This window comes from Sphingomonas sp. IC-11, assembly GCF_021043365.1.
In the GTDB taxonomy this organism is placed as follows: Bacteria; Pseudomonadota; Alphaproteobacteria; order Sphingomonadales; family Sphingomonadaceae; genus Sphingomonas.
On record NZ_JAJNDU010000001.1, the window covers coordinates 1455286 to 1479704 of the forward strand.

A 24419-nucleotide genomic window follows, 5' to 3' on the forward strand; every position below is an offset into this window, starting at 1 on the left:
GATGGATATCGCACGCTACAACGCCGACTGGCTGGCCGCGTGGACGGCCAAGGACGTCGACGCGCTGCTAGGCTTCTACGGCGCGGACTGCACCTATTTTGATCCGCAAACAGCCGCTGGCATTCGCGGCCATGAAGCCCTTCGCGCCTATCTCACCGGGCTTTTCGCGGCCACTCCGGAAATGACCTACACGCCCGACGAGACTTGGCCGATCCCCGGCGGCTTTTGTGGCCGCTGGTATTGCGATGTTGCCGGGGGCGGCCGCCTGCGCGGGTTCGACATGGTGCTGCTCGATGGCGAGCAGATCACTCACAACGAAGTCTACGTACACCAGCTTCCACAGGATTAGGGGAGGGATCGATGCAGTTCGATTTCAACGAGCAACAGAATGAATTTCGGCAGGAGGCGCGACGCTTCCTGACCGCCGAGTGTTCCACTGATCGGGTCCGCAAGGCGCTGGAAGGCGGCGGCTTCGATCGCTCGCTGTGGCAAGGTGTCGCCGAAATGGGCTTTCTGGGCATTGCCATTCCCGAGGAGCATGGCGGGCTCGGTCTCGGATACCTGGAGCTTTGCGCCGTTGCTGAAGAGTTCGGCCGGGCGATCGCCCCGCTGCCGATCCTCTCCTCCGTTTACCTGGCCGCCGAAGCGATCAAGTCGTTCGGGACCGCCGAACAGCAGTCCGAATGGTTGCCCAAGATTGCTGCCGGCGCCGCTATCGGCTGCCTCGCCAGCAGCGAAGGCGAGCGCCTGACGGAAAGGAACGTGCGGGCGACCTTCAACAACGGCGCACTAAGCGGCACCAAGGCGCCAGTGCTCGACGGCGACATCGCCGATGTGGCAATTGTTCTCGCGAAGGAAGGCGATGCCCTCAGCCTCGTGCTGGTCGACCTTTCACAGGAAGGCGTAACTCGGCAATCGCTGGACACGATCGATCCCACCCGCGGGCAGGCGACGCTGACGTTCGACAATGCCGCTGGTGAGCGGCTTGGTGAGCGCGGTGAGGGCTGGGCCAATCTCCAGACGTTGCTGGATCGCGCGGCAGTACTGGTCGCGTTTGAGCAAATTGGCGGCGCCGATCGCGCACTGGAGATGGGCCGCGATTACGCTCTCGAACGCATGGCGTTCGGACGGCAGATCGGCAGCTTCCAGGCGATCAAGCACATGCTCGCCGACATGTACGTATCGGCGACCTTGGCCCGCTCCAATGCCTATTATGGCGCATGGGCACTATCCACGGGCGCAGCGGAGCTGCCACGCGCCGCTGCTACGGCTCGCGTCTCTGCAACCAACGCCTTCCGCCACTGCGCCAAGAACAATATCCAGGTGCACGGAGGCATGGGCTTCACCTGGCAGATGGACTGCCACCTCTTCTATCGCCGCGCCAATCAGCTTGCGCTCGCGCTCGGCAGTCTGCCGGATTGGGAAGAGAAATTGGTCAACCGGCTCGCGGCCGCAAACGAGCCGCTCGCCGCCTGATCAAGGCCGGAAGTACGCCGCCCTTCTCCGTCTCACCGCGGGGATCGGCCGGGCAAAGGACAGAGGATCCACGCTCATGAACTTCGATGACACTCCCGAAGAAGCCGCCTTCCGCGCCGAAGCGCGCTCCTGGATTGACGCCAACGCACCCAAGCACCTCCACCCAATCCTCTCGGGCTCAGGCCATGGTACAGCCGGTGATATCGCCGACGTGGACATGCTCGCGGAGAGCAAGGCGTGGCAGAAGAAGAAGTATGACGCTGGCTGGGCCTGCCTCCACTGGCCAAAGGAATATGGCGGCCGCGGCGCCACACCGATGCAGCGGGTCATCTGGAACCAGGAGGAAGGCGTATATGCGCAGCTTTCGTTCACCTTCATCATCGGTCAGGGCATGTGCGGTCCGACGGTGATGGCGTGGGGCAGCGAACAGGACAAGCAGGCCCTCCTTCCGCCGCTTGCCGCGGGTGAAGACATTTGGTGCCAGATGTTTTCCGAACCGTCCGCCGGCTCCGACCTCGCCGGTCTCCGCACCCGCGCTGTCAAGGATGGCGATGAGTGGGTGATCAACGGCTCCAAGATCTGGACGTCCGGCGCTCATATTTCGCAATATGGCATTCTGCTCACCCGCACCGATCCCAGCGTCGCCAAGCATAAGGGGCTGACGATGTTCTGGGTCGATATGCGCTCGCCCGGTATCGAGGTGCGACCGATTCTTCAGGCTCACGGCCAATCGGGCTTCAACGAAGTATTCTTCACTGACCTGCGCATTCCAGACAGTCAGCGCCTCGGCGGCGTTGGCCAGGGTTGGACGGTCTCGTTGACGACGCTGATGAACGAGCGGCTGTCGATCGGGTCCGGCATGTCCACCGGCTTTGAAACCTTGCTGGATTACGCGGTTCGCGCGCCCGGCCGTGATGGCGGCCGTCTGGTCGACGATCCCGCCATCCGGTCGAGGCTCGCGGACTGGGCAACCAAAGCAAGCGGCTTGAAGTACACTTCGATGCGTGCCTTGACGGCTCTCTCCAAGGGGCAGGAGCCCGGACCAGAGAATTCGATCGGCAAGCTCGTCGCCGGTGCTACCAGCCAGGAGATCGCGACGTTCGCGATCGATCTGCAAGGAGAGACTGGCGTACTCACAGACCCAGCACAGGCCGCGCACGCGGCTCGTTTCCAGGCTACCCTGATGCGCAGCCCAGCGACCCGCATCGAGGGCGGAACGGACGAGATCCTGCGCAATATCATCGCCGAGCGCGTTCTCGGCCTGCCGGGCGACGTCCGCGTCGACAAGGACGTTCCTTTCGAAAAGATCCCCACCAGGGCCTGACTGCTCTGAGCGCCCGGTGAGCTAGCCGACCGGCTCACCGGGCTGTTCTTTGCGGTTCAATCGACCGCGATCACCCGACCTGCAGCCGGAACGGGTGGGCCGGCGATTATATCGCCACGAGAGCAACTTGCCCGACATTGGCGACCCGCTCGCACGCGAGCATCGCTGTCAAAGATGTGCCAAAACGTCACTTCACGCGTTCAGGAGTTCTCCGGTTCCCGAAGGAGCTTCGATGCGTCTCGTTACTGCAACCGCCCTGCTCGTGGCCGCCGTTCCGGCTCAAGGGCAAGACCCTGCCTTTGACCCCGCCTGCGCGAACGTGCGGGTGGCCCTGCCAGCGGATCTCGTCGGCTGGGCAGAGCAAGTGCCGGTAGCTGCTGGCACGGAGCCGGGAGGCGGCGCGACCATTCGCCCGGGCCAAGCGGTACGTGCGTCTCTGCACCCGGCAAGACACTTGAAGCTAAGCCCCGCACCTAAGACCGTCGGTCCAAATGGCGGCACCCTGACGCTGGTCATTGCAGCGCCCGGCACGTACCGGCTGGCTCTTGGGGAACCCACGTGGATCGACTTGATCCGCGACGGCAAGCTCGTGCAGTCTTCAGCTCACAGCAATGGGCCTAAATGCACAGGGATCCGCAAGATGATCGATTTTGTTCTGCCCGCCGGCAACTACACCGTGCAGCTTTCCGGTAGCCAGGCCGAAAGCGTCACCCTTCTGGCGGTAAAGGTTGCCTGATGCGCACGTTAGCCTTGATCATCGGCTTGCTATCAGCCGCGCCCGCTGTTGCTCAGACCCAGGCGCCCCCGCCCCCAGGTCAGCCAAGCGCATCGCCAGCTCCGACACCTGCAGCGACTACGCAGGTCACGCTGATTACCGACGCTGGACCGATCGTACTTGCTATCGAAACGGAGAAAGCACCGACAACGGCTGCTAACTTCTTGAAATATGTGGATGGCAGGCGCTTGGACGGAACGTCATTCTATCGCACGGTGAAGGTCCAGGCGGAACCACGCTATGGCTTCATTCAGTTCGGCACCCAGAATGATCCAAAACGCACCCTGTCCCCGATCGCCCATGAACCGACCAGCAAGACCGGGCTAAGCCACGTCGATGGAGCGATCTCGATGGCGATGGCGGCACCTGGAAGCGCGCGCGGCGACTTCTTCATCATTGTCGGCAACACGCCAGCTATGGATGCAGACGGTGCGAACCCCGGCTATGCGGTGTTTGGACGCGTGATCCAGGGCATGGATGTGGTGCATCGGATCATGGACATGCCCACATCACCGACCAAGGGAGAAGGGATCATGAAAGGTCAGATGCTGGAGCCGACGATTCCGGTGAAAACTGCCCGGCGCACCGCCACCTCGGCAGGGGGCCCTGCATCGTGAGGGCGATCAAACTTGCCGCGCCTGGCGGTCTGGATCGCCTGACCGTATCCGAACAGGCCGATCCTGGCCAGCCAAAGGCCGGAGAAGTCCGGGTAGCGCTTCATGCTACCTCGCTGAACTTCCATGATTACCTGGTCTGCTCCGGCAAGTCACCGACGGCGGACGGACGCATTCCGATGGCGGACGGCGCCGGCGTCGTTGAAGCGATCGGGGAAGGCGTTACCGATTTTCAGGTCGGCGACCACGTTGTGTCTTGCTTCTTTCCGGATTGGCAGGCGGGACCACCCACGGTCGGGGACTTTCGCAGAGTGCCGGGCGACGGAATTGATGGCTTCGCGCGGGATGCTGTTGTCCTCCCTCCCACCGCCTTCACCAAGGCGCCCGCCGGCTGGAGCCACAAGGAGGCCGCGACGATTACGACGGCCGGCCTTACGGCGTGGCGAGCGCTTGTCGTGGACGCCGGACTGAAGGCTGGCGACACCGTTCTCGCGCTCGGCACCGGCGGCGTTTCGATCTACGCCCTCCAGATCGCACGCGCGATGGGCGCTCAGGTCATTGTTACTTCTTCTTCGGACGAAAAGCTGGCACGCGCCAAGGACATCGGCGCAACCCACACGATCAACTATCGCAGTGAGCCCAAGTGGGGCCAGAAGGTAATGGAACTGACCGGCGGCCGAGGTGTGGATGTGGTCGTTGAGGTTGGAGGGCCGGGAACCCTGGGGCAGTCGTTGCAGGCCGTGCGCATCGGCGGCCACGTCGCCCTGATCGGTGTACTGACAGGTGTGAGCGGCGAAGTGCCAACCGCTCTGCTGATGGCCAAACAGGCGCGACTACAAGGACTAATTGTCGGCAGCAGGCAAGAGCAGGAGGATTTTGTTCGTGCGCTTGATGCCAATGGCGTGCGGCCGGTCATTGATCGAACCTTCGCGTTTGAAAACCTCGCGGACGCCTTTCGTCATCAGGAAAGTGGCAGCCACTTCGGGAAGATCGTGGTTAGCTGGTGATGGAGAGACCGGAGATCGCTGTGGGCCCGTGCCAGGCCGAGCGGTCGGCAGCGCCCGTGCAACGACGGCGACAGCGTTTTCCGCCTCTGGCCAATAGCCTCATAGTTTGCGTCGGCGGCGGATCGGACTAAGCTTGAGCATCGAAAGGAATGCTCATGAACGCTCCCTCCGCGCTTCAGGATTGGCCAAAACTCGGCGAGAACGTGCTTCCGGATACGATCGCGCTCCGACGTGCCATCCATGCCGAGCCCGAGGTTGGTCTTCATTGTCCGAAAACCACGGCTAAGTTGAAGGCTTCCCTCGCCGGGTTGCCACTCGAGATTCATGACAGTCAATCTACGACCGGCTTCATCGCCATCCTTCGCGGTGGACAAGCGCAGGCTGGCGATAACGGGCGCACCGTCCTGTTGCGCGGCGACATGGACGCCCTGCCGATGACAGAAGAAACGGATCTGGATTTCGCCTCCACGATCCCGGGCGCGATGCACGCCTGTGGGCATGATGCCCACTCCGCCATGCTGGCAGGTGCAGCGCGGGCTTTATGTTCGCGTAAAGATCAACTCCCCGGCACAATTGTGTTCATGTTCCAGCCTGGCGAGGAAGGTCACCACGGCGCTCGTTGGATGATCGAGGACGGGCTGTTGGAGGTTGCGCGTCCCGACGCGGCATTTGCGCTGCACATTTCGCCCAATGCGCCGGGGGGGGTCTTCGTCGGTCGTGAAGGGCCATTGCTTGCTTCCACCGACACGCTGATCGCCAACATCAAGGGTAAGGGCGGGCATGCAGCCATGCCCCACGATTGCATCGACCCGATCCCCGTGGCCTGCGAAATCGTGACGGCATTGCAGAGCTTCGTCGCACGCCGGATCCCGGTGGCCGATCCGGCGGTGCTGACGATTACACAGATCCATGCTGGCAGCAGCCACAACATCATCCCGGACTCCGTTCGCCTCATGGGCACGTTGCGCACCCTTTCGGATAGCACACGCGAAAAGGCGCGCGCGGCGTTCCGCCAGATCGCCAACGACATCTCGGCGGCGCACGGTTGCACCGCCGAGATCAATATTGACGAAGGCTATCCCGTGACCTTCTGCGACCCACGGGCCACAGCGTTGATGCGTGAACTCGCCACATCAATTTCAGGAGAAAAGGGCTGGTCGCCCATGCCCGCTCCGATGATGGGCGGAGAGGATTTCTCGTACGTCTTGCGGGAAGTTCCCGGCGCCATGGCATTCGTCGGGGTGGCCGCTCCGGACAGCGATCCCAAGACCAACCCGCCGCTTCACAACACACGGATGACCATCGACGAAAGCGTCATGGCGAAGGGTATCGCAATGCATTGCGCCCTCGCCGAACGCTTTCTGGAACGCGGCTTCGACTAAGTCCCACGGCTGCTACAGCGGGATTGAAGGGCCGGTCCGGAACAGGAACGGCCAGAACTTCACTCCCGCTGTAAAGAAGGCTTATTCGACGGTCACGGACTTCGCGAGATTGCGGGGCTGGTCGACATCCGTACCCTTGGCCACCGCAACATGATACGCCAGAAGCTGGATCGGCACCGCGTAAACCAGCGGCGCGATCAGCGGATGCACCTTTGGCATCTCAATCGTGGCGATGGTGTTCTCGCCCGCTTGAGCGATACCGTCAGCATCAGAAATCAGCACCACTTGCGCACCGCGCGCTTGCGCTTCCTGCATGTTGCTGACCGTCTTGTCGAACAACGGACCAGACGGCGCAATCACGATCAGGGGAACCTGATCATCAATAAGCGCGATCGGACCGTGCTTCATTTCACCCGACGCGTAACCTTCGGCGTGTATGTAGCTGATCTCCTTCAGCTTGAGAGCACCCTCAAGCGCAAGCGGAAACTCGGGGCCGCGACCCAGATAGAGGACGTCTCGTGCCACGGCGATCTTCGGCGCCATCGTCTCGATCTCGGCATCGTGGGACAAGGCCTGGCTCATTGCCTCCGGCACCTGCTGGAGTTGCCGAACGATCTCCGCCTCGTCCTCCAAGCGTCCCTTGGCACGGGCCAGATTGGTAGCGAGCGCAGCCATGACGGCGAGCTGGCACGTGAACGCCTTCGTGGACGCAACACCGATCTCGGGCCCCGCATGGGTCGACAACAGCAGGTCAACCTCGCGAGCCATTGAACTGGTCGGCACATTGATGATGCCGGCAGTCGTCACGCCTGCGGATCGCATGTGGCGTAGGGCAGCCAACGTATCCGCCGTCTCGCCAGACTGGGAGATCACGATGCCCAACGTATTCGGCAGCAGCACAGGGTCACGATACCGATACTCGCTCGCCACATCGACCTCGACCGGAACACGCGCGAGCTGCTCGATCCAATATTTCCCGATCATGCCGACATAGCTTGCCGTACCGCACGCGACGATCGCCACCCGTTCGATGCTGGAGAGATCGAAGTCCATGTCCGGCAGTGCCACCTGAGCCTCCAACGGCCGAAGGTAGGAGCGCAGCGTCTGCGCAACGACGACCGGTTGCTCGTAGATCTCCTTCTGCATGAAATGGCGATGATTGCCTTTGTCGATCAACTGCCCGGAAGCGCCGGAATTGACGATCGGACGCTCAACTCGATTGTTGTCGCGATCATAGACCTCAACGCCCTCACGCGTGATCGCGACCCAGTCCCCTTCTTCAAGGTACGCAATTCGCTGCGTCAGCGGCGCGAGCGCGAGTGCGTCCGACCCGAGGTAGTTCTCGCCATCGCCGTACCCAACGGTCAGCGGCGCTCCAAGGCGCGCACCAAGCAACAGATCGGGATGAGTGCGCACCATAACGCCAAGCGCAAACGCACCGTGTAACATCGGCAGAACCGCCGCGAGCGCCGCGCGCGGCTCCGCGCCGCCCTCGATCTCGCGCGCAATCAGATGAGCGACGACCTCCGTATCGGTCTGACTACGAAACTCTCGACCTTGCGCGATAAGTTCGTCCCGTAACGGCTTGAAGTTCTCGATTATTCCGTTGTGGACGATCACCACGTCACCCACGATATGCGGATGGGCGTTGTCCTCCGTGGGCGCTCCGTGGGTCGCCCAACGGGTGTGCGCAACCCCCGCGAAGCCCGGCAGCGGATCCTCCATTAATCGCTGCGCCAGGTTCTTCAGCTTGCCCGGTGCGCGACGACGATCGAACTGGTCATCGTGGATGGTGCAGATCCCAGCCGAGTCATAGCCTCGGTACTCAAGCCGCTTGAGGCCGTCGAGCAACCGGTCGGCCACCGGTTCGCTGCCCAGAATACCAACGATTCCACACATTTACTTTTCTTCCTTCCGCGTACGCATCAGGGTTCGAAATCGCTCCGCCCACCCTGCCTTATTGGTCTGAGGAGGACGGACAAGCGCCAGAGCGTCGCCCGGAACGTCCGCGGTGATCGTGGAACCCGCCCCCACGATCGCGCCATCGCCGATCGAGACAGGCGCAACCAGGGCCGAGTTCGACCCGATAAACGCGCCCGCCCCAATTACCGTCTTGTACTTGAAGAACCCATCGTAGTTGCAGGTGATGGTGCCGGCGCCAATGTTTGCGCCGGCGCCGATCTCCGCGTCCCCAAGATAGGTCAGGTGATTGGCTTTTGCGCCGGGGCCTAGCACAGCTTTCTTCATCTCGACGAAGTTGCCGACACGAGAGCCACGCTCCATCACTGCGCCCGGACGCAGACGGGCGTAGGGGCCGACAGAAGCTCCTTCTTCCACCCGCGCGCCTTCAAGGTGACTGAAGGCGTGAACAGTCACGTTATCACCGATGCTGACACCCGGACCAAAGATCACGTTAGGCTCGATCACAACGTCTTTGCCAATCCTCGTGTCGTAACTGAACCAAACGGTATCCGGAGCAATCAGGCTGGCACCCTCGCCCATCACCTGCTTCCGACGCGCGCACTGCCAAGCGTCTTCCAATGCGGCCAGCTCCTCCCGGCTGTTCACCCCGGCGACTTCCTCAGCCGACGTTTCGATCACCGCTGAGGCTCGGCCGTCGGCGGCAGCGAGCATCACGATATCGGGCAGGTAGTATTCGCCCGCCGCGTTGTCGTTCCGAACGCGACTGAGAAGTGTGAAAAGGTCTGCGCTGGCAACAGCCATCAGCCCCGAATTACAAAGATTTACCGCGCGCTCCTCAGTAGACGCGTCCTTGAACTCGACCATCTTCTGGATGCGGCCATTCGCCTCTGCAATCACCCGTCCGTAGGCGCCAGGAGTTTCGTGTCGGAACCCAAGGACCACCGCGGCTGGCGCATCACTTTCATGCAAGCGGTCAACCATTCGACGCATCGTTTGCGCCGCCACCAAGGGAACGTCGCCATAGAGAATCAGGACGTCGCCGTCGAAGCCCTGCAATGCTGCGGCTGCCTGCAACACCGCATGTCCGGTGCCCAGTTGCTCTGCCTGGTGAACGACGCTTACCCCAAGGTGGGTGACTGCGGCTTCCACCTGCTCCCGCCCTGCACCTACAACAACGACCGTGTGCACAGGCTGAAGATCTGCGGCGCTGTCCAGAAGATGAATCAACATGGGCTTGCCCGCAATCGGGTGCAGCACCTTGTGGGTGGCGGATTTCATGCGCGTGCCCTTGCCGGCAGCAAGAACGATTACAGCGAGAGAACGGCTCGTCATGGCGCGCCTGTGCCACCACACGCTTGCCATTTCCATAGTGAGCGGCCACGCCGCCGCACGATGCAGCGCTTTCCTTTCGACATAGTCGGCTTCGATCTCGACGGCACGCTTCTCGACACGAGTGGCGATCTCGCCGCCGCCGTGAATCACGCACTCGCCCAAGCGGATCGGCCACCGCTCGAGGTTGCCGTCATCAAGCCTATGATCGGCGGCGGCGCGCGACACATGCTGGCGCAAGGGCTTGAGGCAACCGGCGGCTCGGATGAGCAGCTGCTCGAACGGCTACACCGCATTCTTCTTGATCACTACGCCCGCAATTTGTCGATCCACACGGCACCGTTTCCGGGCGCCCTTGCCGCCCTCGACGCCTTGGAAGACCTCGGCGTGAAGGTGGCCGTTGTTACAAACAAGCTGGAGGGATTTGCGCGAGAGGTGTTGCGTGACGTTGGCCTTCTTGATCGGCTTTCCTGTATGATCGGCGGCGACACGCTTGGACCAGGCAACAGCAAGCCATCGCCAGCCCCCATTCGCGCGATGATTGAACGATCCGGCGGCGGCCGCGCAGCATTCGTGGGCGACTCGATCTATGACGTGGCTGCCGCCCACGCGGCGAACGTCCCAGCGGTCGCGTGCCGTTTTGGGTTCCTGATGCAGCCCGTCGAGGAGCTTGGCGCGGAGGCAATCATCGATCACTTTGACGAATTGGTGCCTGTTCTGGAGCGGCTTGGATGACGTTATCCCGTCCCATGTGGCGCCTGCTTCTCGGCGCGGTCGGTGTGTTCGTGGTGGTCATGGCGCTGCTTCCGCATCCGCCGAGCATCCCGATCGAGGGCGACAAGTATCAGCATATGCTCGCCTTCCTGACCCTGACCGTTCTTTCGGTAGCGGCTTATCCCGAGACGCCGCTGATCCGCATTGGCGAGCGGCTTTCATTCCTCGGGGCGATGATCGAAGTGGTTCAGTCGATCCCTGCCCTGCACCGTACCTGCGACATCATGGACTGGGCAGCCGACACTGCCGTTATCATATTCGTGCTTGCTGCGGTCGCCCTTTACCGCCGGCGCTCTTCCGCCATTTGACCCAGAGATGCCGAGCCAACATGGCCGGCGGCATACGCAGCAGGTGTGACCGGATGTAGAAGGCGAGCCGCGTGGCGGGACGCGCTTCCTGGCCCCAGCCATCGCGCGCCAGCAAGCGCCTCAAGAACATGCGATCCATCGGCTTCATGCCCGCCCATTCAGCCGGCACCGGGGTACCAAAAAGTGCGTGTGATAGGCGAACGGCCCGCGCCACCACGTCCACCGCGCCATGCTGGGCTGCAAAGCTGCCGAGCTTGGTCCAGAAGTGCCCATCCTCTTCGCCGAACTCGCGCAACAGGCGATCAATGTCCCACAAGTTGCGCAATCCACCACTGAGATCGCCATCGCCAAACAAGTGGATAGCCGCATGTACGACCATCTCCGAGCTTTCGAGGACGGCAAAACCACTGCCAAGCGGCACTGCGTTGGCAATCAGCTGGTCCGCGTTCGGTGTTCGGCGGGCGGTTAACGGTAAAATGGTGTGGTGAACATCGATCATCCGGTCGCGGTCGGGGTGAATGAGCGGGGGCAGCTCGTGCATCCACTGCCGATAATAGGCATCGTCATAGGGGTCCGGTTTCACCCACACCCATCCGTGAGCCAGCAGAGCCGCCTCCACCTCGGCCAGTTTTGCGCGCGGAACGAGAATATCGAGGTCGCCGATCGATCGCCCCTGCCCCGCATCAAGCCCGGCCGCCGCGAACGCGGTTCCTTTCAACAGGATTAGCGGCTCGATCACTCCGCTTAACGCGCGCCGTGCCATTTCCGCTTCCCAGAGCGCTTGCCGGCGTCCCTCCAATGCGGTCGCCTTCGCATCTTCGAGCACCGCAGATACGCGGTGCGGGAGCACAAGACCGTCGAGCCGCATCGCCAATGTGCCGGTTAACTGCTCGGCGCGCGCCACCGCCAGCACGGCCGTCCACGCGTCCAGATCCATCGACGATGCGATCGTCGGATCAGCGAGAAGCCTGGTCAAGGTAAGAGCGGGGGCTACCACAGCGCCTCGATCATCGCCGCCGCGGTGTCAGCATCTGGATAGTCGATCGCCACCCGCGTCACGTCACTTACCAAGCCGGTCAGGGCAAGAAAGCCGCGCTCTCCCAAACCTACGTAGTTCGTCGACGCCTGCGTCAACCTGACAAAGGCTTCACCGGCGCCCACAACCCGTTGATCTGGCGCAGCACCAAAGCGCGGGAATAGCAGCAATATCGGCCGGGCGGGTTGCTCGGCACCGGCTAAGGCGTTCGCTTGCGGCACCAGATGCCGGATGGTTCCCTTGGGGGTGCCGCTGATAAGCGGCCCCCATTGCGAATGGCGCAGTGACTTCGCGACCACCTCGATCGCGTCATTCTTCAGGCTCACTGGCCGTGGAAATGGCTGGATCATGCCAGACGCCAGGTCGAGCAGCACGAACTCATCCGCCATTAGGCGCCATCCACGGCCTTGCAGAAGTGCTGCCAGCGTCGACTTCCCTGCACCGGACTCCCCGGTCAGCACGATTGCGCGGCCGTCCCGCTCTACTGCCGCGGCGTGGAGCAGCAGAAACCGTCGCTGCCCCAGCGCCATTTGCAGATTCATTCCCATTTCCGCGGCCAGCAGGCCTTGGTCCAGCGGTAAGGGCGCTGCATCGGGAATGGCAAAGTCGCCCTCGATGGTGACGGCAGGACGTATCCAGCGACGCCAGGCCCTGAGCGGCGCCAAACGCACGGTGAAATCCGGCACGCGGTTATCCTGCGGGTAGTCACGATACAGTATCTGCAACTGCGTGATCGGCTCTCGCCAGACGCTGCCTATCCGGAACGTCACCGGCCCAACCCGAACGCCAAACACGTGCTTCATGCTCGTCGCTCGATCAGTCCGGCGGCGGCGAGTTCATCCATGATCGCCGCGAGACCGGTACGATCTCCGTCGACAAGCTCAAACTCCTCCTCGATGCGGTCCAGCGTCAACCACCGCCCCGACAGCGCCGTCAGCAACTCCGGCACAGGCGAGGCGACGAGATGCGTGATGCCCGCCGCGCGGTGGAAAACCGCGACCAACTCATCGAGGTGAACCATCAACAGGTCCGAAGCCTGCGGCGCGCGATAGCGCGTCGCGCCCATCACTTAGCGCCGCGGCATCTGCAGGGAGGCGAAGCAGGTGAAGCCAGTCGTCCCGCTACGCAGGTTCTGCACATATTTCAGATAGGCGCGGCTCCGCTCGTAGTCGACCCCAGGCAAGTTCCCGCCGGTCGCGAGGGCACGTCGGATATCCTCACCCTTCAACGGGCGGCCAGGTGGAGCATAAGCGCCGCGCGTACCGGCCGGCACGACCTTCCCCGAGGGATCGATATAACTACCTGCTCTTCCGGGATCAGGCACCGGAACCTCACACGTCAGCACGGAGCCGTAGGCTTGGGCCATCGCCGGCCGGATCGATACCACGGCCACTGCGCCCGCGGCACCGATGCGCAGGGCGCGGCGACGCTGCGGCTGCGCCGGCTGATCATGATCGATGGGATCGCTCATCTGGCCTCTTTCTTCCCCAAAGCCCTTCCATAATCCTAACTCGCGCACAAGAACCGCGGCGAACCCGTGCCGCCATGGGACGCCCGGGTAAACGGCGTCGCCTGCGCCCCGGGATGGACAATCACCCCTGCCGCGCCCTACCCACCGGATCCTTGCGGACAGCGGCGCCAGGCCAAGGACATGAGCCAGATTATTTCTCCGCGCGGGTGGGCCGCGCTCGGAATTGTTGCGGCAACCGCCGCGATTATGGCCGTGATCGGGGTCGGACCTGATGCGGTTATCATCAGCGTCGCGGGGGCGATCGCCGCTGCTCTGACCGGTGCTGGCGGACGTTCCTCGGACGAAGATCGGCTCGCCCCTTCCGCTCTCCCGGCGAACTCACCAATGATGGAGCCGGTGCTCGATGCGCTCGGCGAGCCGGTGCTCGATGCGCTCGGTGAGCCGGTGCTGATCCTGCTGGGATCGCGGATCGTCAGCGCAAACCGTGCCGCTCGCGCGCTGCTTGGCTCCCATGTGGTCGGTGAAGACGCGCGGACGGCGATCCGACACCCGGCTGCTTCCGGGCTCCTCGCAAGTGAGGAAAGCGCTGGCCCGGTTGCGCTTACCGGGCTTGGCTCGGTGGCGCAGCGGTGGGAGATGCAAATCGCGCCCATCGGTGACGGTCGTCGCCTTGTTCATCTCACCGATCGCAGCGGTAGTCATGCGGCAGAGCGCATGCGTGTCGATTTCGTGGCGAATGCTAGCCATGAACTCCGCACGCCGCTTGCTTCGATCTTGGGCTATGTCGAAACCCTCTCAGATGCTGCCGGGGATGATCCGGTCGTACGTGCGCGCTTTCTCAAGATCGTTTTCGATGAAGCTAGGCGGATGCAGCGTTTGGTCGATGATTTGATGAGCCTTTCGCGCATCGAAGCAGAGAAATTCCGCGCTCCTTCGAACATCGTTGATCTTGGGACCCTAGTCGATGACACGCATGCTGAGCTTGCAGAAGCGCATGACGGGCGTGGGCGAGACATCATTCTGGAGCATGAATCCGGCAGCATTCCGGTGCTCGGGGACAGAACGCAGCTGTCTCAGCTGCTTCACAACCTCATCGGCAACGCGATGAAATATGGTCACCCGGGTACGCCCGTCCGCGTGTCGATTAGCCGGGATGGGGACGCCGTCCGCCTGATCGTCGCCGATCAGGGAGACGGCATTTCCCCGGAGCATCTGCCTCGCCTCACCGAGCGCTTCTACCGGGTGGATCCTGGTCGCAGCCGTTCGGTCGGCGGAACCGGTCTTGGCCTGGCTATCGTGAAGCATATCGTCGAACGCCACCGCGGTCGCCTCGACATCGCTAGCCGCGTTGGCGAGGGTACGCGCGTCACCGTCACCCTCCGCGCGCCCGCCATCAATGCCGGGCAACCGCTGTCATGAAGCAGTAACGCGGGTGTCACAGAGGCGGCGCGTCGAGGGCAAACACCTTTCGGAACCCAAATGATTCGCGCCGCTTTATCAATTGCGCTGATCGCGCTTTGCTCGGCTTGCCATGATCAGGCAAGTGGTGGCGCAGGCGCCCGTGCCCAGATCAAGGCTGTCGGCTCCTCAACCGTTTATCCGTTCACCACGATTGTAGCAGAGCAATATTTGGCAAACAGCCCCGGTGCTCGTCCTCCCGTGATTGAGTCTACGGGGACTGGAGCGGGGATGCGCCTCTTCTGTGCCGGCATTGGTGCCGCTCACCCGGACATCGTGAACGCATCGCGCCGGATGAAGCGGAGTGAGTTCGACGCTTGCGTCCGCAACGGCGCCAGCGAAATTCTTGAGGTGCAGGTCGGCATCGATGGCGTGGCTTTCGCCGAGGCAAAGAATGGCCCGAAGATGGCGCTTACGCCTGGCGAGATCTACCTCGCTCTTGCCGCTGCGCCCAAGGGTAAGCCGAACACTGCGCGCACTTGGCGAGACGTGAACGCTACGCTCCCGCCGATCCCGATCCAGGTATATGGACCGCCCTCCACGAGTGGCACCCGTGACGCCCTTGCAGAACTCATCATGGCGCGCGGCTGCATCGAAACCGATCCGGCCGCCAAGACACTGGAGGCAGATGATGCCGATGCCTTCAAGGCGCGGTGCCAACGGGTTCGCGAAGACGGCGCCTATGTGGATGCGGGCGAAAACGACAATCTGATCGTGCAGAAGCTGACAGCGAACCCGAACGCCATTGGGGTGTTCGGCTACTCCTATCTGGAGGAAAACGCCGGATCCGTGGATGGCGTGCCGATTGCCGGGGTCGCGCCGAGCGAGGCCAGCATCGCCGACGGCAAATACCCCGGCGCCCGCCCCCTTTATATCTATGTAAAGAAGGCGCACCTGAAAGCCGTTCCGGGCCTCAGCCGGTTCATCCTTCAATATACGAAGCTTTGGGGCGCGAACGGCCCGCTGGCGCGCCGCGGGCTGATAGCCGCACCCACAACGATTCAGATCCAGGCCGCGGATGTCGTGCGCACCGAAAAGACGCTGGATGGGGCGGCACTCAAATGAGCATCGGCCCGCTCTTCTTCCTCGTCGTCGCCCTTGGGCTGATTGGCTGGTTCGTCGCCCGCGCTCGGGCCATCGCGCTGCGCGGCGGCGGTACCGGGCGATTCAGCGCACTTCCGGCTCACCACGGGTGGTTCGTGGCGCTTTGGACCGCGATCCCGCCGCTGCTGTTTCTGACCGTCTGGTTCTTCGTGTCGCCCGCGATGGTCACCAATGCGGTAATCGCAACCCCGGTGGCCGCGGGCTTGCCGCCGGTTGGGTTTGAGCGGTCGGCCATCCTTTCCGAAGCTCGCAATCTTGCGCGGGGTGAAGCGTTCGGTGCTTTCCATGACCTCTCGGAAACGCTCGCCCCCGCCTATGCTGCCGCGCAGCGCCGGTATGACTGGATGGCGACAAGTCTCGCTGCCCTGCTAGCCTTCGCTGGTTTCGCGTTCTCCTACGTTCGCGTGCGCCCGCACTTCGCCGCACGAACGCAGGTTGAGCGGATCGTGATGGTAATGCTGCTCGCTGCCTCGCTAATCGCGATACTCACCACCTTTGGCATCGTGGCGAGCCTGCTGTTCGAGAGCGCCAGGTTCTTCTCGATCGTGCCACTCACCGATTTCCTATTCGGAACCCACTGGTCCCCGCAGGTCATCGACCCGCGCGATCCGGGTGCGAGCTTGGGCGCGGTGCCGCTGTTCTGGGGCACCTTCTTTATCGGCGCGGTCATCGCCATGCTTGTCGCGATTCCCTTTGGCCTGATGAGCGCGATCTATCTCACCCAATATGCGCGTTCCTCGACGCGCCGCTGGATGAAGCCGTTGCTGGAGGTGCTCGCCGGCGTCCCCACCGTCGTCTATGGCTATTTCGCCGCTCTTACAGTCGCGCCCGCGATCCGAGACCTGGCCGTTTCGGTCGGCATCCGTTGGGCAAGCAGCGAAAGCGCGCTCGCCGCAGGTCTGGTGATGGGGGTGATGATCATCCCCTTCGTCTCTTCGATGGCTGACGATTCACTGGCGGCCGTGCCCAGTTCGATGCGTGATGGCAGCCTCGCGATGGGCGCCACCCCCTCCGAGACGATCAGAAAGGTGCTCGTCCCGGCCGCGCTGCCCGGCATCGTGGGCGGGGTGCTGCTCGCCGTCAGCCGAGCCATCGGCGAAACCATGATCGTTGTCATGGCGGCGTCCGGCGTCGCCACGCTGACCCTCAATCCCTTCGCCAGCACGACTACCGTGACGAAGCAGATCGTTGACCTGCTCACCGGTGAGGCCGAGTTCGACAGCGCCAAGACCCTAGCCGCCTTCGCCTTGGGTCTGACGCTGTTCGTCGTGACCTTGCTCCTCAACATCGTCGCTCTCGTCGTCGTGAAAAGGTACCGCGAGGCTTATGACTGATCGCGCCCCTACTGACTGGCGCACGGATGCGATGCGCCGCCGCATCGCCCGCCGTTACGCGTCCGAACGTCGCTTCCGGATGCTGGGGCTCGGCGCGATCATTCTGTCCGCCGCCTTTCTCGCCTTTCTGATCATCACCATGGTGATGCAGGGGGCGGCCGGCTTCGCCGAGACGCGGGTGGCACTGCCGATCGACTTTCAGGCGGCGGAGCTCAACGTCACGCCCGAACAACTGCGCGGTGACCGTGCGGATCTCGCCCTCGCCGGGGCCGGGCTCGAGAATGTCGTCGATGGGGCGGCCGGTACTGCCTTTTCGACGCTCGGCGGCGCGGAGCTGCTGTCGGACGGCGCCTGGCTCCGTGTACGCGACGCGGTGAAGGCCGATCCGTCACTGCTCCGGCGCAGCGCTGTCGTCGACGTGCCCGTCGCCACCGATCTGGATATGGCTTTTAAAGGCGAGGGAACGCCCGTAGCCGAACGGATCGTCACCGCTCTTGGAGACAAGCTCTCCCGCGGCCTTAACCGCGATTTTTTCGGCGGTGCCGACTCCTCGGATCCCACGCGTGTCGGCATTTGGGGCGCGCTGAAGGGATCGTTGCTGACGATGCTCGTCACCCTCGTGATCGCGTTTCCGATCGGCGTGCTCTCAGCGCTTTACCTTGAGGAATATGCACCGCGGAACCGCTGGACCGACCTGATCGAAGTGTCGATCAACAATCTGGCGGCAGTACCTTCGATCATTTTCGGCCTGCTTGGCCTCGCCGTGTTCCTGAACACCCTCGGCCTCCCACGTTCGGCGCCGATTGTCGGTGGACTGACACTCGCCTTGATGACTATGCCGGTCATCGTCATCGCGGGTCGCAATGCGATCAAAGCGGTCCCGCCGTCGATCCGCGACGCCGCGCTCGGCATCGGCGCCAGCCCGGTGCAGGTCGTCTTCCACCACGTGCTGCCGCTCGCCCTGCCCGGTATCCTGACGGGAACGATCATCGGTATGGCCCGCGCGCTGGGCGAAACGGCTCCGCTGCTGATGATCGGAATGCGCGCGTTCATCGCCGCACCGCCAGAGGGGCTGGCGGACCCCGCCACCGTGCTACCCGTCCAGATCTTCCTGTGGTCGGACGAGGTCGCCCGCGGCTTCGTTGAAAAGACTTCGGCGGCGATCATCGTTCTGCTCGTCTTCCTGCTCGCGATGAACGGCCTCGCCATCTACCTCCGCAACCGCTTCGAGACCCGCTGGTGACCCAGAAGATCACTGCCCGTAACGTCAATGTCTTCTATGGAGACAAACAGGCGATCCGAAACGTCTCGATCGACGTGGATCAGGAGGATGTGACCGCCTTCATCGGCCCCTCCGGCTGCGGGAAGTCCACCTTTCTGCGCACGCTCAATCGCATGAATGACACGGTTGCCTCGGCGCGCGTCGAGGGCGAGATCCGGCTGGACGGCGAGAACATCTACTCCAGGGACATGGACGTGGTGCAGCTCCGCGCTCGCGTGGGCATGGTATTCCAGAAGCCGAACCCGTTTCCGAAGTCGATCTACGAGAATGTGGCTTATGGCCCCCGCATCCACGGTCTGGCGAATGGCAAATCGGAACTCGACGGGATCGTCGAGCGGTCACTGACCCGCGCCGGCCTCTGGACCGAGGTGAAGGACCGGCTGTCCGACAGCGGCACCGCCCTGTCGGGCGGACAACAGCAGCGACTGTGCATCGCCAGAGCGATTGCGGTCGATCCCGAAGTGATCCTCATGGACGAACCATGCAGCGCGCTGGACCCGATCGCCACTGCCCGTATCGAGGAACTTATACACGATTTGCGGGGCCGCTACGCCATCGTGATTGTCACTCACAATATGCAGCAAGCAGCGCGCGTCAGTCAGAAGACCGCCTTCTTTCACCTCGGTGAACTCGTCGAATACGGCGACACCAACAACATTTTCACCAACCCGCGCGAGCAGCGCACGACCGACTACATCACCGGGCGGTACGGCTGAGGGGACAGGACATGGCGGAACATACCGTCAAGGCTTTTGACGAAGACATTGGTCGGCTGCGTGGCCTCATCAGTCAAATGGGCGGGCTCGCCGAACAGGCGATCGAGCGGGCGATGCGCTCGCTCCAGCGTGGCGACGTCGACTTGGCGCGCGATGTTCGCGCTGGAGACAAGCAGATCGACGCCATCGAGGCGGAGGTCGAGCGTCTGGTCGTCCGGATCATCGCCCTTCGTGCCCCCATGGCCAACGACCTGCGCGAAGTGGTTGCCGCGCTGAAGATCGCAGCGGTGGTCGAGCGCATCGGTGACTATGCCAAGAACATCGCCAAGCGCGTCCCGCTGATCGAAGGGGAACATCGGATCGAACCCATATCCGTCATTCAGGCCATGGGTCGAATGGCGGCGGAAATGGTCCATGACGTGCTCGATGCGTTTGCCGCTCGCAACGCTGAGGCAGCGGTCGAGATCTGCGAGCGCGATACGGCGCTGGACGACTTTTACGACGCCATTTTCCGAACGCTCGTAACCCACATGGTCGAAAATCCGAAAACGATCAGTGAAGTCGCGCATCTCCTGTTCGTGGCCAAGAACCTCGAACGCATCGGCGATCACGCGACCAACGTGGCGGAAATGGTTTATTTTGCGGCAACCGGCACGCAGCTGGCCGACCGCGAAAAGGGGGAATGATGGCGCGCGCTCGGATGCTCCTGGTAGAGGATGATGCCGCTCTCGCGGAGCTTCTCGTCTGGCACTTCAAGCGTGAGGACTTTGAGGTCATTCACACGATCGACGGTGAAGAAGCGCTGCTGCTCGCCCGCGAGAAGGTGCCCGATATCGTCTTGCTCGACTGGATGGTTGAGGGTCTGTCCGGCATCGAGGTGTGCCGCCGTTTGCGGCGCACTGCCGAAACGGCAAACGTCCCGATCATCATGCTGACGGCGCGCGGGGAAGAAGCCGACCGCATCCGGGGGCTGGAAACTGGCGCCGACGATTACGTGACGAAACCGTTCAGTCCGCGGGAACTGGTGGCTCGCGTCTCTGCCGTTCTTCGCCGCGTCCGTCCGGCACTCGCCGGCGAAGCGCTGACCTATGCCGACCTTGAAATGGACACTGTTGGTCACAAGGTGCGGCGGGGCGGCGAGGTGATCCCGCTGGGCCCGACCGAGTTCAGACTGCTCAAGCACTTCCTGGAACATCCCGGTCACGTATTCTCGCGCGAACGCCTGCTCGACAGTGTCTGGGGGCACGACAGCGACATCGAGAGTCGAACCGTCGATGTTCATATCCGGCGCTTGCGCAAAGCGATCAACGAAGGTGGCCGTCCGGACATCATTCGAACGGTCCGATCTGCTGGCTACGCACTGGATGCCGGTAATTAACTCGTGTCGAACACTCTCTTTTGACCGTCCGAAAATGATCTCGTTGAACGGCGTGAAAGCAAGAGGCCGTCAACGAACCTGTCGAATCGCCTGCGAAACGAAGGATACTTTGAACAACAAGCGCGTTCGTCCGGGGCGTTCTTGCACGCATTCGAGCGTATCCTGACAGGAGATTGGCAGATGAAATCGATCTTTCTTGCGGCCGCGGCGATGATCGCTGTGCCGGCCATTGCGCAGGAACAGCCGGCGGGAACGGCTGATCAGACCGCTCCGGGTACTGCTACGCAGGGATCCGGAACGATGAGCACCACCGGCGATCCGGCGACCCAGACGCCTAGCACCGGTGGCAACACGACCGCGGGCTCCAGCGGCGGCATGGACACGACGTCCGGATCCATGGGCGGCACCGCGGGCGGAACCTCGTCGGGCGGCGCCATGACCGGCTCGGGTGATCCCGCCGCAGCCGATCCGGCCGGCGGCTATCAACCGAGCGCACCGCCGATCCAGGGCTCGCCTGCTCCGGGCGCCACCGTACGCTTCCAACCCGCGCCGGATCCGAACACCGCGTTTCCGCCCCCGCCGCCGATGCAGAAGTACCCGGTGTGCAAGAAGGGTCAGTACGACAATTGCATTCAGCGCGGCGGCAAGTGATCGTGTGACCATGCGGGCGGTTGCGCCCGTTTGAATGTCCAGTATGGGAAGGCGCTCCATTTCACGTGAGGGGAGCGCCTTTTCCATGTCCATCCGTTTCGACGACAAGGTAGCCATTGTCACTGGCGCTGGCGGCGGCCTGGGTCGCGAATATGCGCTTGAGCTGGCCCGCCGCGGCGCCAAGGTCGTGGTGAACGATCTCGGCGGTGACCGTACCGGCTCCGGCGCCTCCGACGCAGCGCACAAGGTGGTTGAAGAAATCAAGGCTGCCGGCGGCCAGGCGATGGCAAACGGCGCCAGCGTCACCGAATATGACCAGATGGTGGAAATGGTTGCCAAGGCGAAGGAAGCCTGGGGCGGCGTTCACGTTCTCATCAACAACGCGGGCGTTCTTCGCGACAAGTCCTTCGCAAAGATGGAGCCGGCCGATTTTGCGTTCGTCGTGCAGGTCCATCTGCTCGGCTCCGCTTATGCGACCAAGGCCGTCTGGGACACGATGCGCGAGCAGAACTACGGGCGCATCCTGATGACCGCATCGTCGACGGGTCTCTACGGCAATTTCGGCCAGACCAACTATGGTGCTGCGAAGCTTGGTCTCGCCGGCTTCACCAAGTCGCTCTACCTCGAAGGCGCGAAGAACAACATCAAGGTCAACACGCTCGCCCCCGTGGCTGGCACGCGCATGACCGAGGACCTCTTCCCGGAGCAGCTCTTCCAGGCCTTCTCGCCCGAGAAGGTGGTACCGGCGGCTCTGTATCTCGTCAGCGAGGAAGCACCGACCAACCAGATCGTCGGCGCAGGCGCAGGCGTGTTCCAGGCCGCCTATGTCACGCTGACGCCAGGCGTTGCCCTCAGCGGCGATGAACTCTCGCCGGAGGGCATTGCCAAGCATTGGTCCGAAATCACGGATCGCACTGGCGAGATCGTGCCGGAGTCCGGCGCCGGTCAGTCGATGATGATCGGCAAGAAGCTCCAGGGCGCCTGACCACCAACTCCGATGCTTCGGGGCCGGCCTGCCGGTCCCGAAGTACCCGGCCGTATCGTTACGGAGCCTTCCGCAGATCAGTCGCCCAGCAGCTTCGCTGCCGCGACCGGAATCGACGTCAATCCTCAACCAGTTTCATCAGGCGTCTTTCGACAGGTGCCAGCACCGGGCCCAGCTCATGCCCCCGCTTCACGATCTGCCCGGCTTCCCCGACCAGCGCCCACATGCCTTGTCTGTTACGAAGCGAGGGGCGCTTCTCGATCCGGAACTCGGGCCTTTCCGCCGATCGGCGGAACGCGGCGAAGATGGCCGCCTCCCGGCCGAGCTCGATCGCGTAATCCCGCCAATGCCCGGCCGCGACCATACGGCCATAAAGATCCAGAATCCGGTTCAACTCGATCCGATCGAACCCGATCTGGCTAGGCTGGCTCGCCAGAGGAAACGGTGTGACTACTCCCATCAGGCGCGGTCGCGTGCCCGTTCTTCGCCTTCCTGCTCCGCCAGCAGGGTATCGAGGCGCTTCTTCATTGCCTCCAATTCACAACGCAAGATCTCAACCTTCTGCGTGGCCGGATCGAACATCTCGCTGCAGGGCGTACCATAGGCCATGAATTTGCGTTCGGGAGCCTGCCCGCCCTCCACCATGGTGGGCCGTGCCGGGATGCCGACCATGACAGCGCCTTCCGGCACATCGCGAGTCACGACAGCATTCGCGCCCACGCGCGCGCGCCGGCCCACGGTGATCGGCCCCAGAACCTGCGCGCCTGAACCGATGATGGCGCCGTCACTGATGGTCGGATGGCGCTTCCCGCCAACGCCGTTGTCTGGGCTCGTCCCGCCCAGCGTAACGCACTGGTAGATCGTCACGTCGTCCCCGATCTCCGCAGTTTCCCCAATCACGACAAAGCCGTGATCAATGAAGAAGTTACGACCGATCTTTGCGCCGGGATGAATGTCAATGGCGGTCATGAACCGGGCGAAATGATTCACGGTTCGCGCGAGCAGGAAGAACCGAGACCGGTATAGCCGATGGGCGATACGATGGCAGCCAAGTGCCCAGACACCGGGATAAGTCAGGATCTCGAGCCGCGAATGCGGGGCCGGATCGCGTGCCCGAATCGAATCAAGGTAACTGGCCAATCGCGCCATCACGCGTCCCCTTTTCCGTGATGACGCGATCTAGGGCGTCCGTTCACCCTTTTCCAGCGTCCACAAAGCCAAAGCATCTTGGTGCAAAGCATAGCAAACTTGTAGGTTTTACATTCATGCGCCATGCAACCCCGGTCACCAGGGATCAGGGGCAAGTGCGTGGACCTTTCGCTGCTTTCCGTTGAAGCATTGCTGCCGTTCATTCTTGTAGGGTTCGGTGCGCAAATCGTGGACGGCGCGCTGGGCATGGCATTTGGGGTGATCTGCAACACGTTGCTGGTCGCAGTTATGGGGCTCTCGCCAGCGCGCGCTTCGGCGAACGTCCACATCGTGGAAACCTTCACCACGGCCGTCTCGGGCATCAGCCACCTGCTGCACGGCAACGTCGATCGCCGCCTGTTTTTCCGGCTGCTCATTCCCGGGATGCTGGGCGGCGTCAGCGGCGCCTATCTTCTAACCAACATCGATGGCGAGACGGTGAAGCCGTTCGTGCTTGGATACCTTGTTGCCGTTGGCGTGTATCTGCTCATCCGCGGCCTGCTGTTCCCGCCGACCTCGCAAAAGCCAAAGGTGGTGGAGCCGCTCGGCCTCATCGGCGGCTTTCTCGATGCGGCGGGTGGCGGCGGCTGGGGCCCCATCGTCACCTCCAACCTTCTGGTCCAGGGCGTGGAGCCGCGCCGGGTGGTGGGCACCGTAAACTCGGTTGAGTTTTTCCTAACGCTGACAGTGTCTGCGACCTTCATCGCGCATCTTGGCGTCAAGGATTTTGCCACTGCCACCATCGGCCTGCTGATCGGCGGCGTGCTTGCCGCACCGCTTGGCGCGGTGATGGCGAAGCGTATCCCGACCAAGACGATGCTGATCCTCGTGGGTATCGTTCTGATGATCACCAGCACCTACGGCTTTATCCGCGCCGTACTGTAGCGCGCAGGTCCGCAACTGC

At 62.8% G+C, this 24419-nt stretch carries 27 protein-coding genes; 19 read left to right on the plus strand and 8 right to left on the minus strand.

The annotated features are described in order from the left end of the window. Position 1: 1 nt before the first annotated feature. From LQ954_RS07065 to LQ954_RS07095, 7 genes are all read left to right on the plus strand, one after another. The gene (locus tag LQ954_RS07065; protein WP_231022474.1) at positions 2-349 is read left to right on the plus strand and encodes a YybH family protein; all 348 of its coding nucleotides are present in this window, start codon (positions 2-4) and stop codon (positions 347-349) included. Positions 350-360: 11 nt separating this feature from the next. Further along, the gene (locus LQ954_RS07070; protein WP_231022475.1) at positions 361-1476 is read left to right on the plus strand and encodes an acyl-CoA dehydrogenase family protein; all 1116 of its coding nucleotides are present in this window, start codon (positions 361-363) and stop codon (positions 1474-1476) included. A gap of 76 nt (positions 1477-1552) precedes the next feature. Next, positions 1553-2800, plus strand: coding sequence for an acyl-CoA dehydrogenase (locus LQ954_RS07075; RefSeq protein WP_231022476.1), 1248 nt, complete (start codon positions 1553-1555; stop codon positions 2798-2800). Positions 2801-3032: 232 nt separating this feature from the next. After that, complete coding sequence (locus LQ954_RS07080; RefSeq protein ID WP_231022477.1) at positions 3033-3536, plus strand: homogentisate 1,2-dioxygenase; 504 nt, start codon at positions 3033-3035, stop codon at positions 3534-3536. Then, positions 3536-4192, plus strand: a complete 657-nt coding sequence (locus tag LQ954_RS07085; protein WP_330999947.1) for a peptidylprolyl isomerase — start codon at positions 3536-3538, stop codon at positions 4190-4192. The genes LQ954_RS07080 and LQ954_RS07085 overlap by 1 nt, the downstream gene beginning before the upstream one ends. Continuing rightward, entirely contained in the window at positions 4189-5196 is a 1008-nt protein-coding gene (locus LQ954_RS07090; RefSeq protein ID WP_231022478.1) for a zinc-dependent alcohol dehydrogenase family protein, read from the plus strand. Before LQ954_RS07085 ends, LQ954_RS07090 begins: the two co-directional genes overlap by 4 nt. A 155-nt stretch (positions 5197-5351) precedes the next feature. Beyond that, a complete protein-coding gene (locus LQ954_RS07095) occupies positions 5352-6578 on the plus strand; it encodes a M20 metallopeptidase family protein (RefSeq protein WP_231022479.1) in 1227 nt (408 codons plus the stop codon). Between the two features lie 81 nt (positions 6579-6659). On the opposite strand, the gene glmS is transcribed toward LQ954_RS07095, so the two are convergent. After that, complete coding sequence (glmS, locus tag LQ954_RS07100; RefSeq protein ID WP_231022480.1) at positions 6660-8477, minus strand: glutamine--fructose-6-phosphate transaminase (isomerizing); 1818 nt, start codon at positions 8475-8477, stop codon at positions 6660-6662. After that, complete coding sequence (gene glmU, locus LQ954_RS07105) at positions 8478-9833, minus strand: bifunctional UDP-N-acetylglucosamine diphosphorylase/glucosamine-1-phosphate N-acetyltransferase GlmU (RefSeq protein WP_231022741.1); 1356 nt, start codon at positions 9831-9833, stop codon at positions 8478-8480. 60 nt (positions 9834-9893) lie between these two features. Here glmU and LQ954_RS07110 point away from each other — a divergent pair, with 60 nt between their 5' ends. After that, positions 9894-10565 (plus strand): HAD-IA family hydrolase, encoded by a 672-nt coding sequence (locus LQ954_RS07110; protein WP_231022481.1) that lies wholly within the window; start codon positions 9894-9896, stop codon positions 10563-10565. A gap of 14 nt (positions 10566-10579) precedes the next feature. Next, positions 10580-10912: a hypothetical protein gene (locus LQ954_RS07115; protein WP_231022482.1), complete on the plus strand. Its 333-nt coding sequence runs from the start codon at positions 10580-10582 to the stop codon at positions 10910-10912. Here the strand turns inward: LQ954_RS07115 and LQ954_RS07120 are convergent. From LQ954_RS07120 to LQ954_RS07135, 4 genes are read right to left on the minus strand one after another with little or no spacing between them, the layout of a single operon-like run. Next, positions 10857-11849, minus strand: a complete 993-nt coding sequence (locus LQ954_RS07120) for a nucleotidyltransferase domain-containing protein (protein WP_231022483.1) — start codon at positions 11847-11849, stop codon at positions 10857-10859. The genes LQ954_RS07115 and LQ954_RS07120 overlap by 56 nt on opposite strands. 53 nt (positions 11850-11902) lie before the next feature. Next, the gene (locus LQ954_RS07125; protein ID WP_231022484.1) at positions 11903-12751 is read right to left on the minus strand and encodes an HprK-related kinase A; all 849 of its coding nucleotides are present in this window, start codon (positions 12749-12751) and stop codon (positions 11903-11905) included. Then, positions 12748-13014, minus strand: coding sequence for an HPr-rel-A system PqqD family peptide chaperone (locus LQ954_RS07130; protein ID WP_231022485.1), 267 nt, complete (start codon positions 13012-13014; stop codon positions 12748-12750). The genes LQ954_RS07125 and LQ954_RS07130 overlap by 4 nt, the downstream gene beginning before the upstream one ends. 3 nt (positions 13015-13017) lie before the next feature. Beyond that, positions 13018-13419: a hypothetical protein gene (locus LQ954_RS07135; protein ID WP_231022486.1), complete on the minus strand. Its 402-nt coding sequence runs from the start codon at positions 13417-13419 to the stop codon at positions 13018-13020. Between the two features lie 180 nt (positions 13420-13599). Here LQ954_RS07135 and LQ954_RS07140 point away from each other — a divergent pair, with 180 nt between their 5' ends. The 9 genes from LQ954_RS07140 (at position 13600) to LQ954_RS07180 (ending at position 22327) form a co-directional block, all read left to right on the plus strand. Beyond that, the gene (locus LQ954_RS07140) at positions 13600-14838 is read left to right on the plus strand and encodes an ATP-binding protein (RefSeq protein WP_231022487.1); all 1239 of its coding nucleotides are present in this window, start codon (positions 13600-13602) and stop codon (positions 14836-14838) included. A gap of 60 nt (positions 14839-14898) precedes the next feature. Beyond that, entirely contained in the window at positions 14899-15942 is a 1044-nt protein-coding gene (locus LQ954_RS07145; protein ID WP_231022488.1) for a substrate-binding domain-containing protein, read from the plus strand. Beyond that, positions 15939-17315, plus strand: a complete 1377-nt coding sequence (gene pstC, locus LQ954_RS07150; protein WP_231022489.1) for a phosphate ABC transporter permease subunit PstC — start codon at positions 15939-15941, stop codon at positions 17313-17315. Before LQ954_RS07145 ends, pstC begins: the two co-directional genes overlap by 4 nt. After that, positions 17308-18558: a phosphate ABC transporter permease PstA gene (gene pstA / locus LQ954_RS07155; protein ID WP_231022490.1), complete on the plus strand. Its 1251-nt coding sequence runs from the start codon at positions 17308-17310 to the stop codon at positions 18556-18558. The genes pstC and pstA overlap by 8 nt, the downstream gene beginning before the upstream one ends. Further along, positions 18555-19313, plus strand: coding sequence for a phosphate ABC transporter ATP-binding protein PstB (gene pstB / locus LQ954_RS07160; RefSeq protein ID WP_227770134.1), 759 nt, complete (start codon positions 18555-18557; stop codon positions 19311-19313). The genes pstA and pstB overlap by 4 nt, the downstream gene beginning before the upstream one ends. An 11-nt stretch (positions 19314-19324) precedes the next feature. Next, positions 19325-19999 (plus strand): phosphate signaling complex protein PhoU, encoded by a 675-nt coding sequence (gene phoU / locus LQ954_RS07165; protein WP_227770133.1) that lies wholly within the window; start codon positions 19325-19327, stop codon positions 19997-19999. Beyond that, a complete protein-coding gene (phoB, locus tag LQ954_RS07170; protein ID WP_227770132.1) occupies positions 19999-20691 on the plus strand; it encodes a phosphate regulon transcriptional regulator PhoB in 693 nt (230 codons plus the stop codon). The genes phoU and phoB overlap by 1 nt, the downstream gene beginning before the upstream one ends. A 180-nt stretch (positions 20692-20871) precedes the next feature. Continuing rightward, complete coding sequence (locus tag LQ954_RS07175) at positions 20872-21342, plus strand: hypothetical protein (RefSeq protein WP_231022491.1); 471 nt, start codon at positions 20872-20874, stop codon at positions 21340-21342. 85 nt (positions 21343-21427) lie between these two features. Beyond that, positions 21428-22327 (plus strand): SDR family NAD(P)-dependent oxidoreductase, encoded by a 900-nt coding sequence (locus LQ954_RS07180; protein ID WP_231022492.1) that lies wholly within the window; start codon positions 21428-21430, stop codon positions 22325-22327. Between the two features lie 118 nt (positions 22328-22445). Here LQ954_RS07180 and LQ954_RS07185 read toward each other — a convergent pair whose 3' ends face one another. Continuing rightward, positions 22446-22787, minus strand: coding sequence for a DUF2794 domain-containing protein (locus tag LQ954_RS07185; protein ID WP_227770129.1), 342 nt, complete (start codon positions 22785-22787; stop codon positions 22446-22448). Further along, on the minus strand, positions 22787-23476 hold the full coding sequence (gene epsC / locus LQ954_RS07190; protein ID WP_227770128.1) for a serine O-acetyltransferase EpsC: 690 nt from the start codon (positions 23474-23476) through the stop codon (positions 22787-22789). The genes LQ954_RS07185 and epsC overlap by 1 nt, the downstream gene beginning before the upstream one ends. 159 nt (positions 23477-23635) lie before the next feature. Between epsC and LQ954_RS07195 the strand changes: the two genes are divergently transcribed. Continuing rightward, positions 23636-24400, plus strand: coding sequence for a sulfite exporter TauE/SafE family protein (locus LQ954_RS07195; RefSeq protein WP_231022493.1), 765 nt, complete (start codon positions 23636-23638; stop codon positions 24398-24400). The last annotated feature ends 19 nt before the right edge of the window (positions 24401-24419 follow it).

Excerpts from the sequence above, each read along its gene's own strand:
- LQ954_RS07065 (WP_231022474.1), top strand. The coding sequence starts at position 2 with ATGGATATCGCACGCTACAACGCCGACTGGCTGGCCGCGTGGACGGCC.
- LQ954_RS07070 (WP_231022475.1), top strand. The coding sequence starts at position 361 with ATGCAGTTCGATTTCAACGAGCAACAGAATGAATTTCGGCAGGAGGCG.
- LQ954_RS07075 (WP_231022476.1), top strand. The coding sequence starts at position 1,553 with ATGAACTTCGATGACACTCCCGAAGAAGCCGCCTTCCGCGCCGAAGCG.
- LQ954_RS07080 (WP_231022477.1), top strand. The coding sequence starts at position 3,033 with ATGCGTCTCGTTACTGCAACCGCCCTGCTCGTGGCCGCCGTTCCGGCT.
- LQ954_RS07085 (WP_330999947.1), top strand. The coding sequence starts at position 3,536 with ATGCGCACGTTAGCCTTGATCATCGGCTTGCTATCAGCCGCGCCCGCT.
- LQ954_RS07095 (WP_231022479.1), top strand. The coding sequence starts at position 5,352 with ATGAACGCTCCCTCCGCGCTTCAGGATTGGCCAAAACTCGGCGAGAAC.
- glmS (WP_231022480.1), bottom strand. The coding sequence starts at position 8,477 with ATGTGTGGAATCGTTGGTATTCTGGGCAGCGAACCGGTGGCCGACCGG.
- glmU (WP_231022741.1), bottom strand. The coding sequence starts at position 9,833 with ATGACGAGCCGTTCTCTCGCTGTAATCGTTCTTGCTGCCGGCAAGGGC.
- LQ954_RS07110 (WP_231022481.1), top strand. The coding sequence starts at position 9,894 with ATGCAGCGCTTTCCTTTCGACATAGTCGGCTTCGATCTCGACGGCACG.
- LQ954_RS07115 (WP_231022482.1), top strand. The coding sequence starts at position 10,580 with ATGTGGCGCCTGCTTCTCGGCGCGGTCGGTGTGTTCGTGGTGGTCATG.
- LQ954_RS07120 (WP_231022483.1), bottom strand. The coding sequence starts at position 11,849 with ATGGATCTGGACGCGTGGACGGCCGTGCTGGCGGTGGCGCGCGCCGAG.
- LQ954_RS07125 (WP_231022484.1), bottom strand. The coding sequence starts at position 12,751 with ATGAAGCACGTGTTTGGCGTTCGGGTTGGGCCGGTGACGTTCCGGATA.
- LQ954_RS07130 (WP_231022485.1), bottom strand. The coding sequence starts at position 13,014 with ATGGGCGCGACGCGCTATCGCGCGCCGCAGGCTTCGGACCTGTTGATG.
- LQ954_RS07135 (WP_231022486.1), bottom strand. The coding sequence starts at position 13,419 with ATGAGCGATCCCATCGATCATGATCAGCCGGCGCAGCCGCAGCGTCGC.
- LQ954_RS07140 (WP_231022487.1), top strand. The coding sequence starts at position 13,600 with ATGAGCCAGATTATTTCTCCGCGCGGGTGGGCCGCGCTCGGAATTGTT.
- LQ954_RS07145 (WP_231022488.1), top strand. The coding sequence starts at position 14,899 with ATGATTCGCGCCGCTTTATCAATTGCGCTGATCGCGCTTTGCTCGGCT.
- pstC (WP_231022489.1), top strand. The coding sequence starts at position 15,939 with ATGAGCATCGGCCCGCTCTTCTTCCTCGTCGTCGCCCTTGGGCTGATT.
- pstA (WP_231022490.1), top strand. The coding sequence starts at position 17,308 with ATGACTGATCGCGCCCCTACTGACTGGCGCACGGATGCGATGCGCCGC.
- phoU (WP_227770133.1), top strand. The coding sequence starts at position 19,325 with ATGGCGGAACATACCGTCAAGGCTTTTGACGAAGACATTGGTCGGCTG.
- phoB (WP_227770132.1), top strand. The coding sequence starts at position 19,999 with ATGGCGCGCGCTCGGATGCTCCTGGTAGAGGATGATGCCGCTCTCGCG.
- LQ954_RS07175 (WP_231022491.1), top strand. The coding sequence starts at position 20,872 with ATGAAATCGATCTTTCTTGCGGCCGCGGCGATGATCGCTGTGCCGGCC.
- LQ954_RS07180 (WP_231022492.1), top strand. The coding sequence starts at position 21,428 with ATGTCCATCCGTTTCGACGACAAGGTAGCCATTGTCACTGGCGCTGGC.
- LQ954_RS07185 (WP_227770129.1), bottom strand. The coding sequence starts at position 22,787 with ATGGGAGTAGTCACACCGTTTCCTCTGGCGAGCCAGCCTAGCCAGATC.
- epsC (WP_227770128.1), bottom strand. The coding sequence starts at position 23,476 with ATGGCGCGATTGGCCAGTTACCTTGATTCGATTCGGGCACGCGATCCG.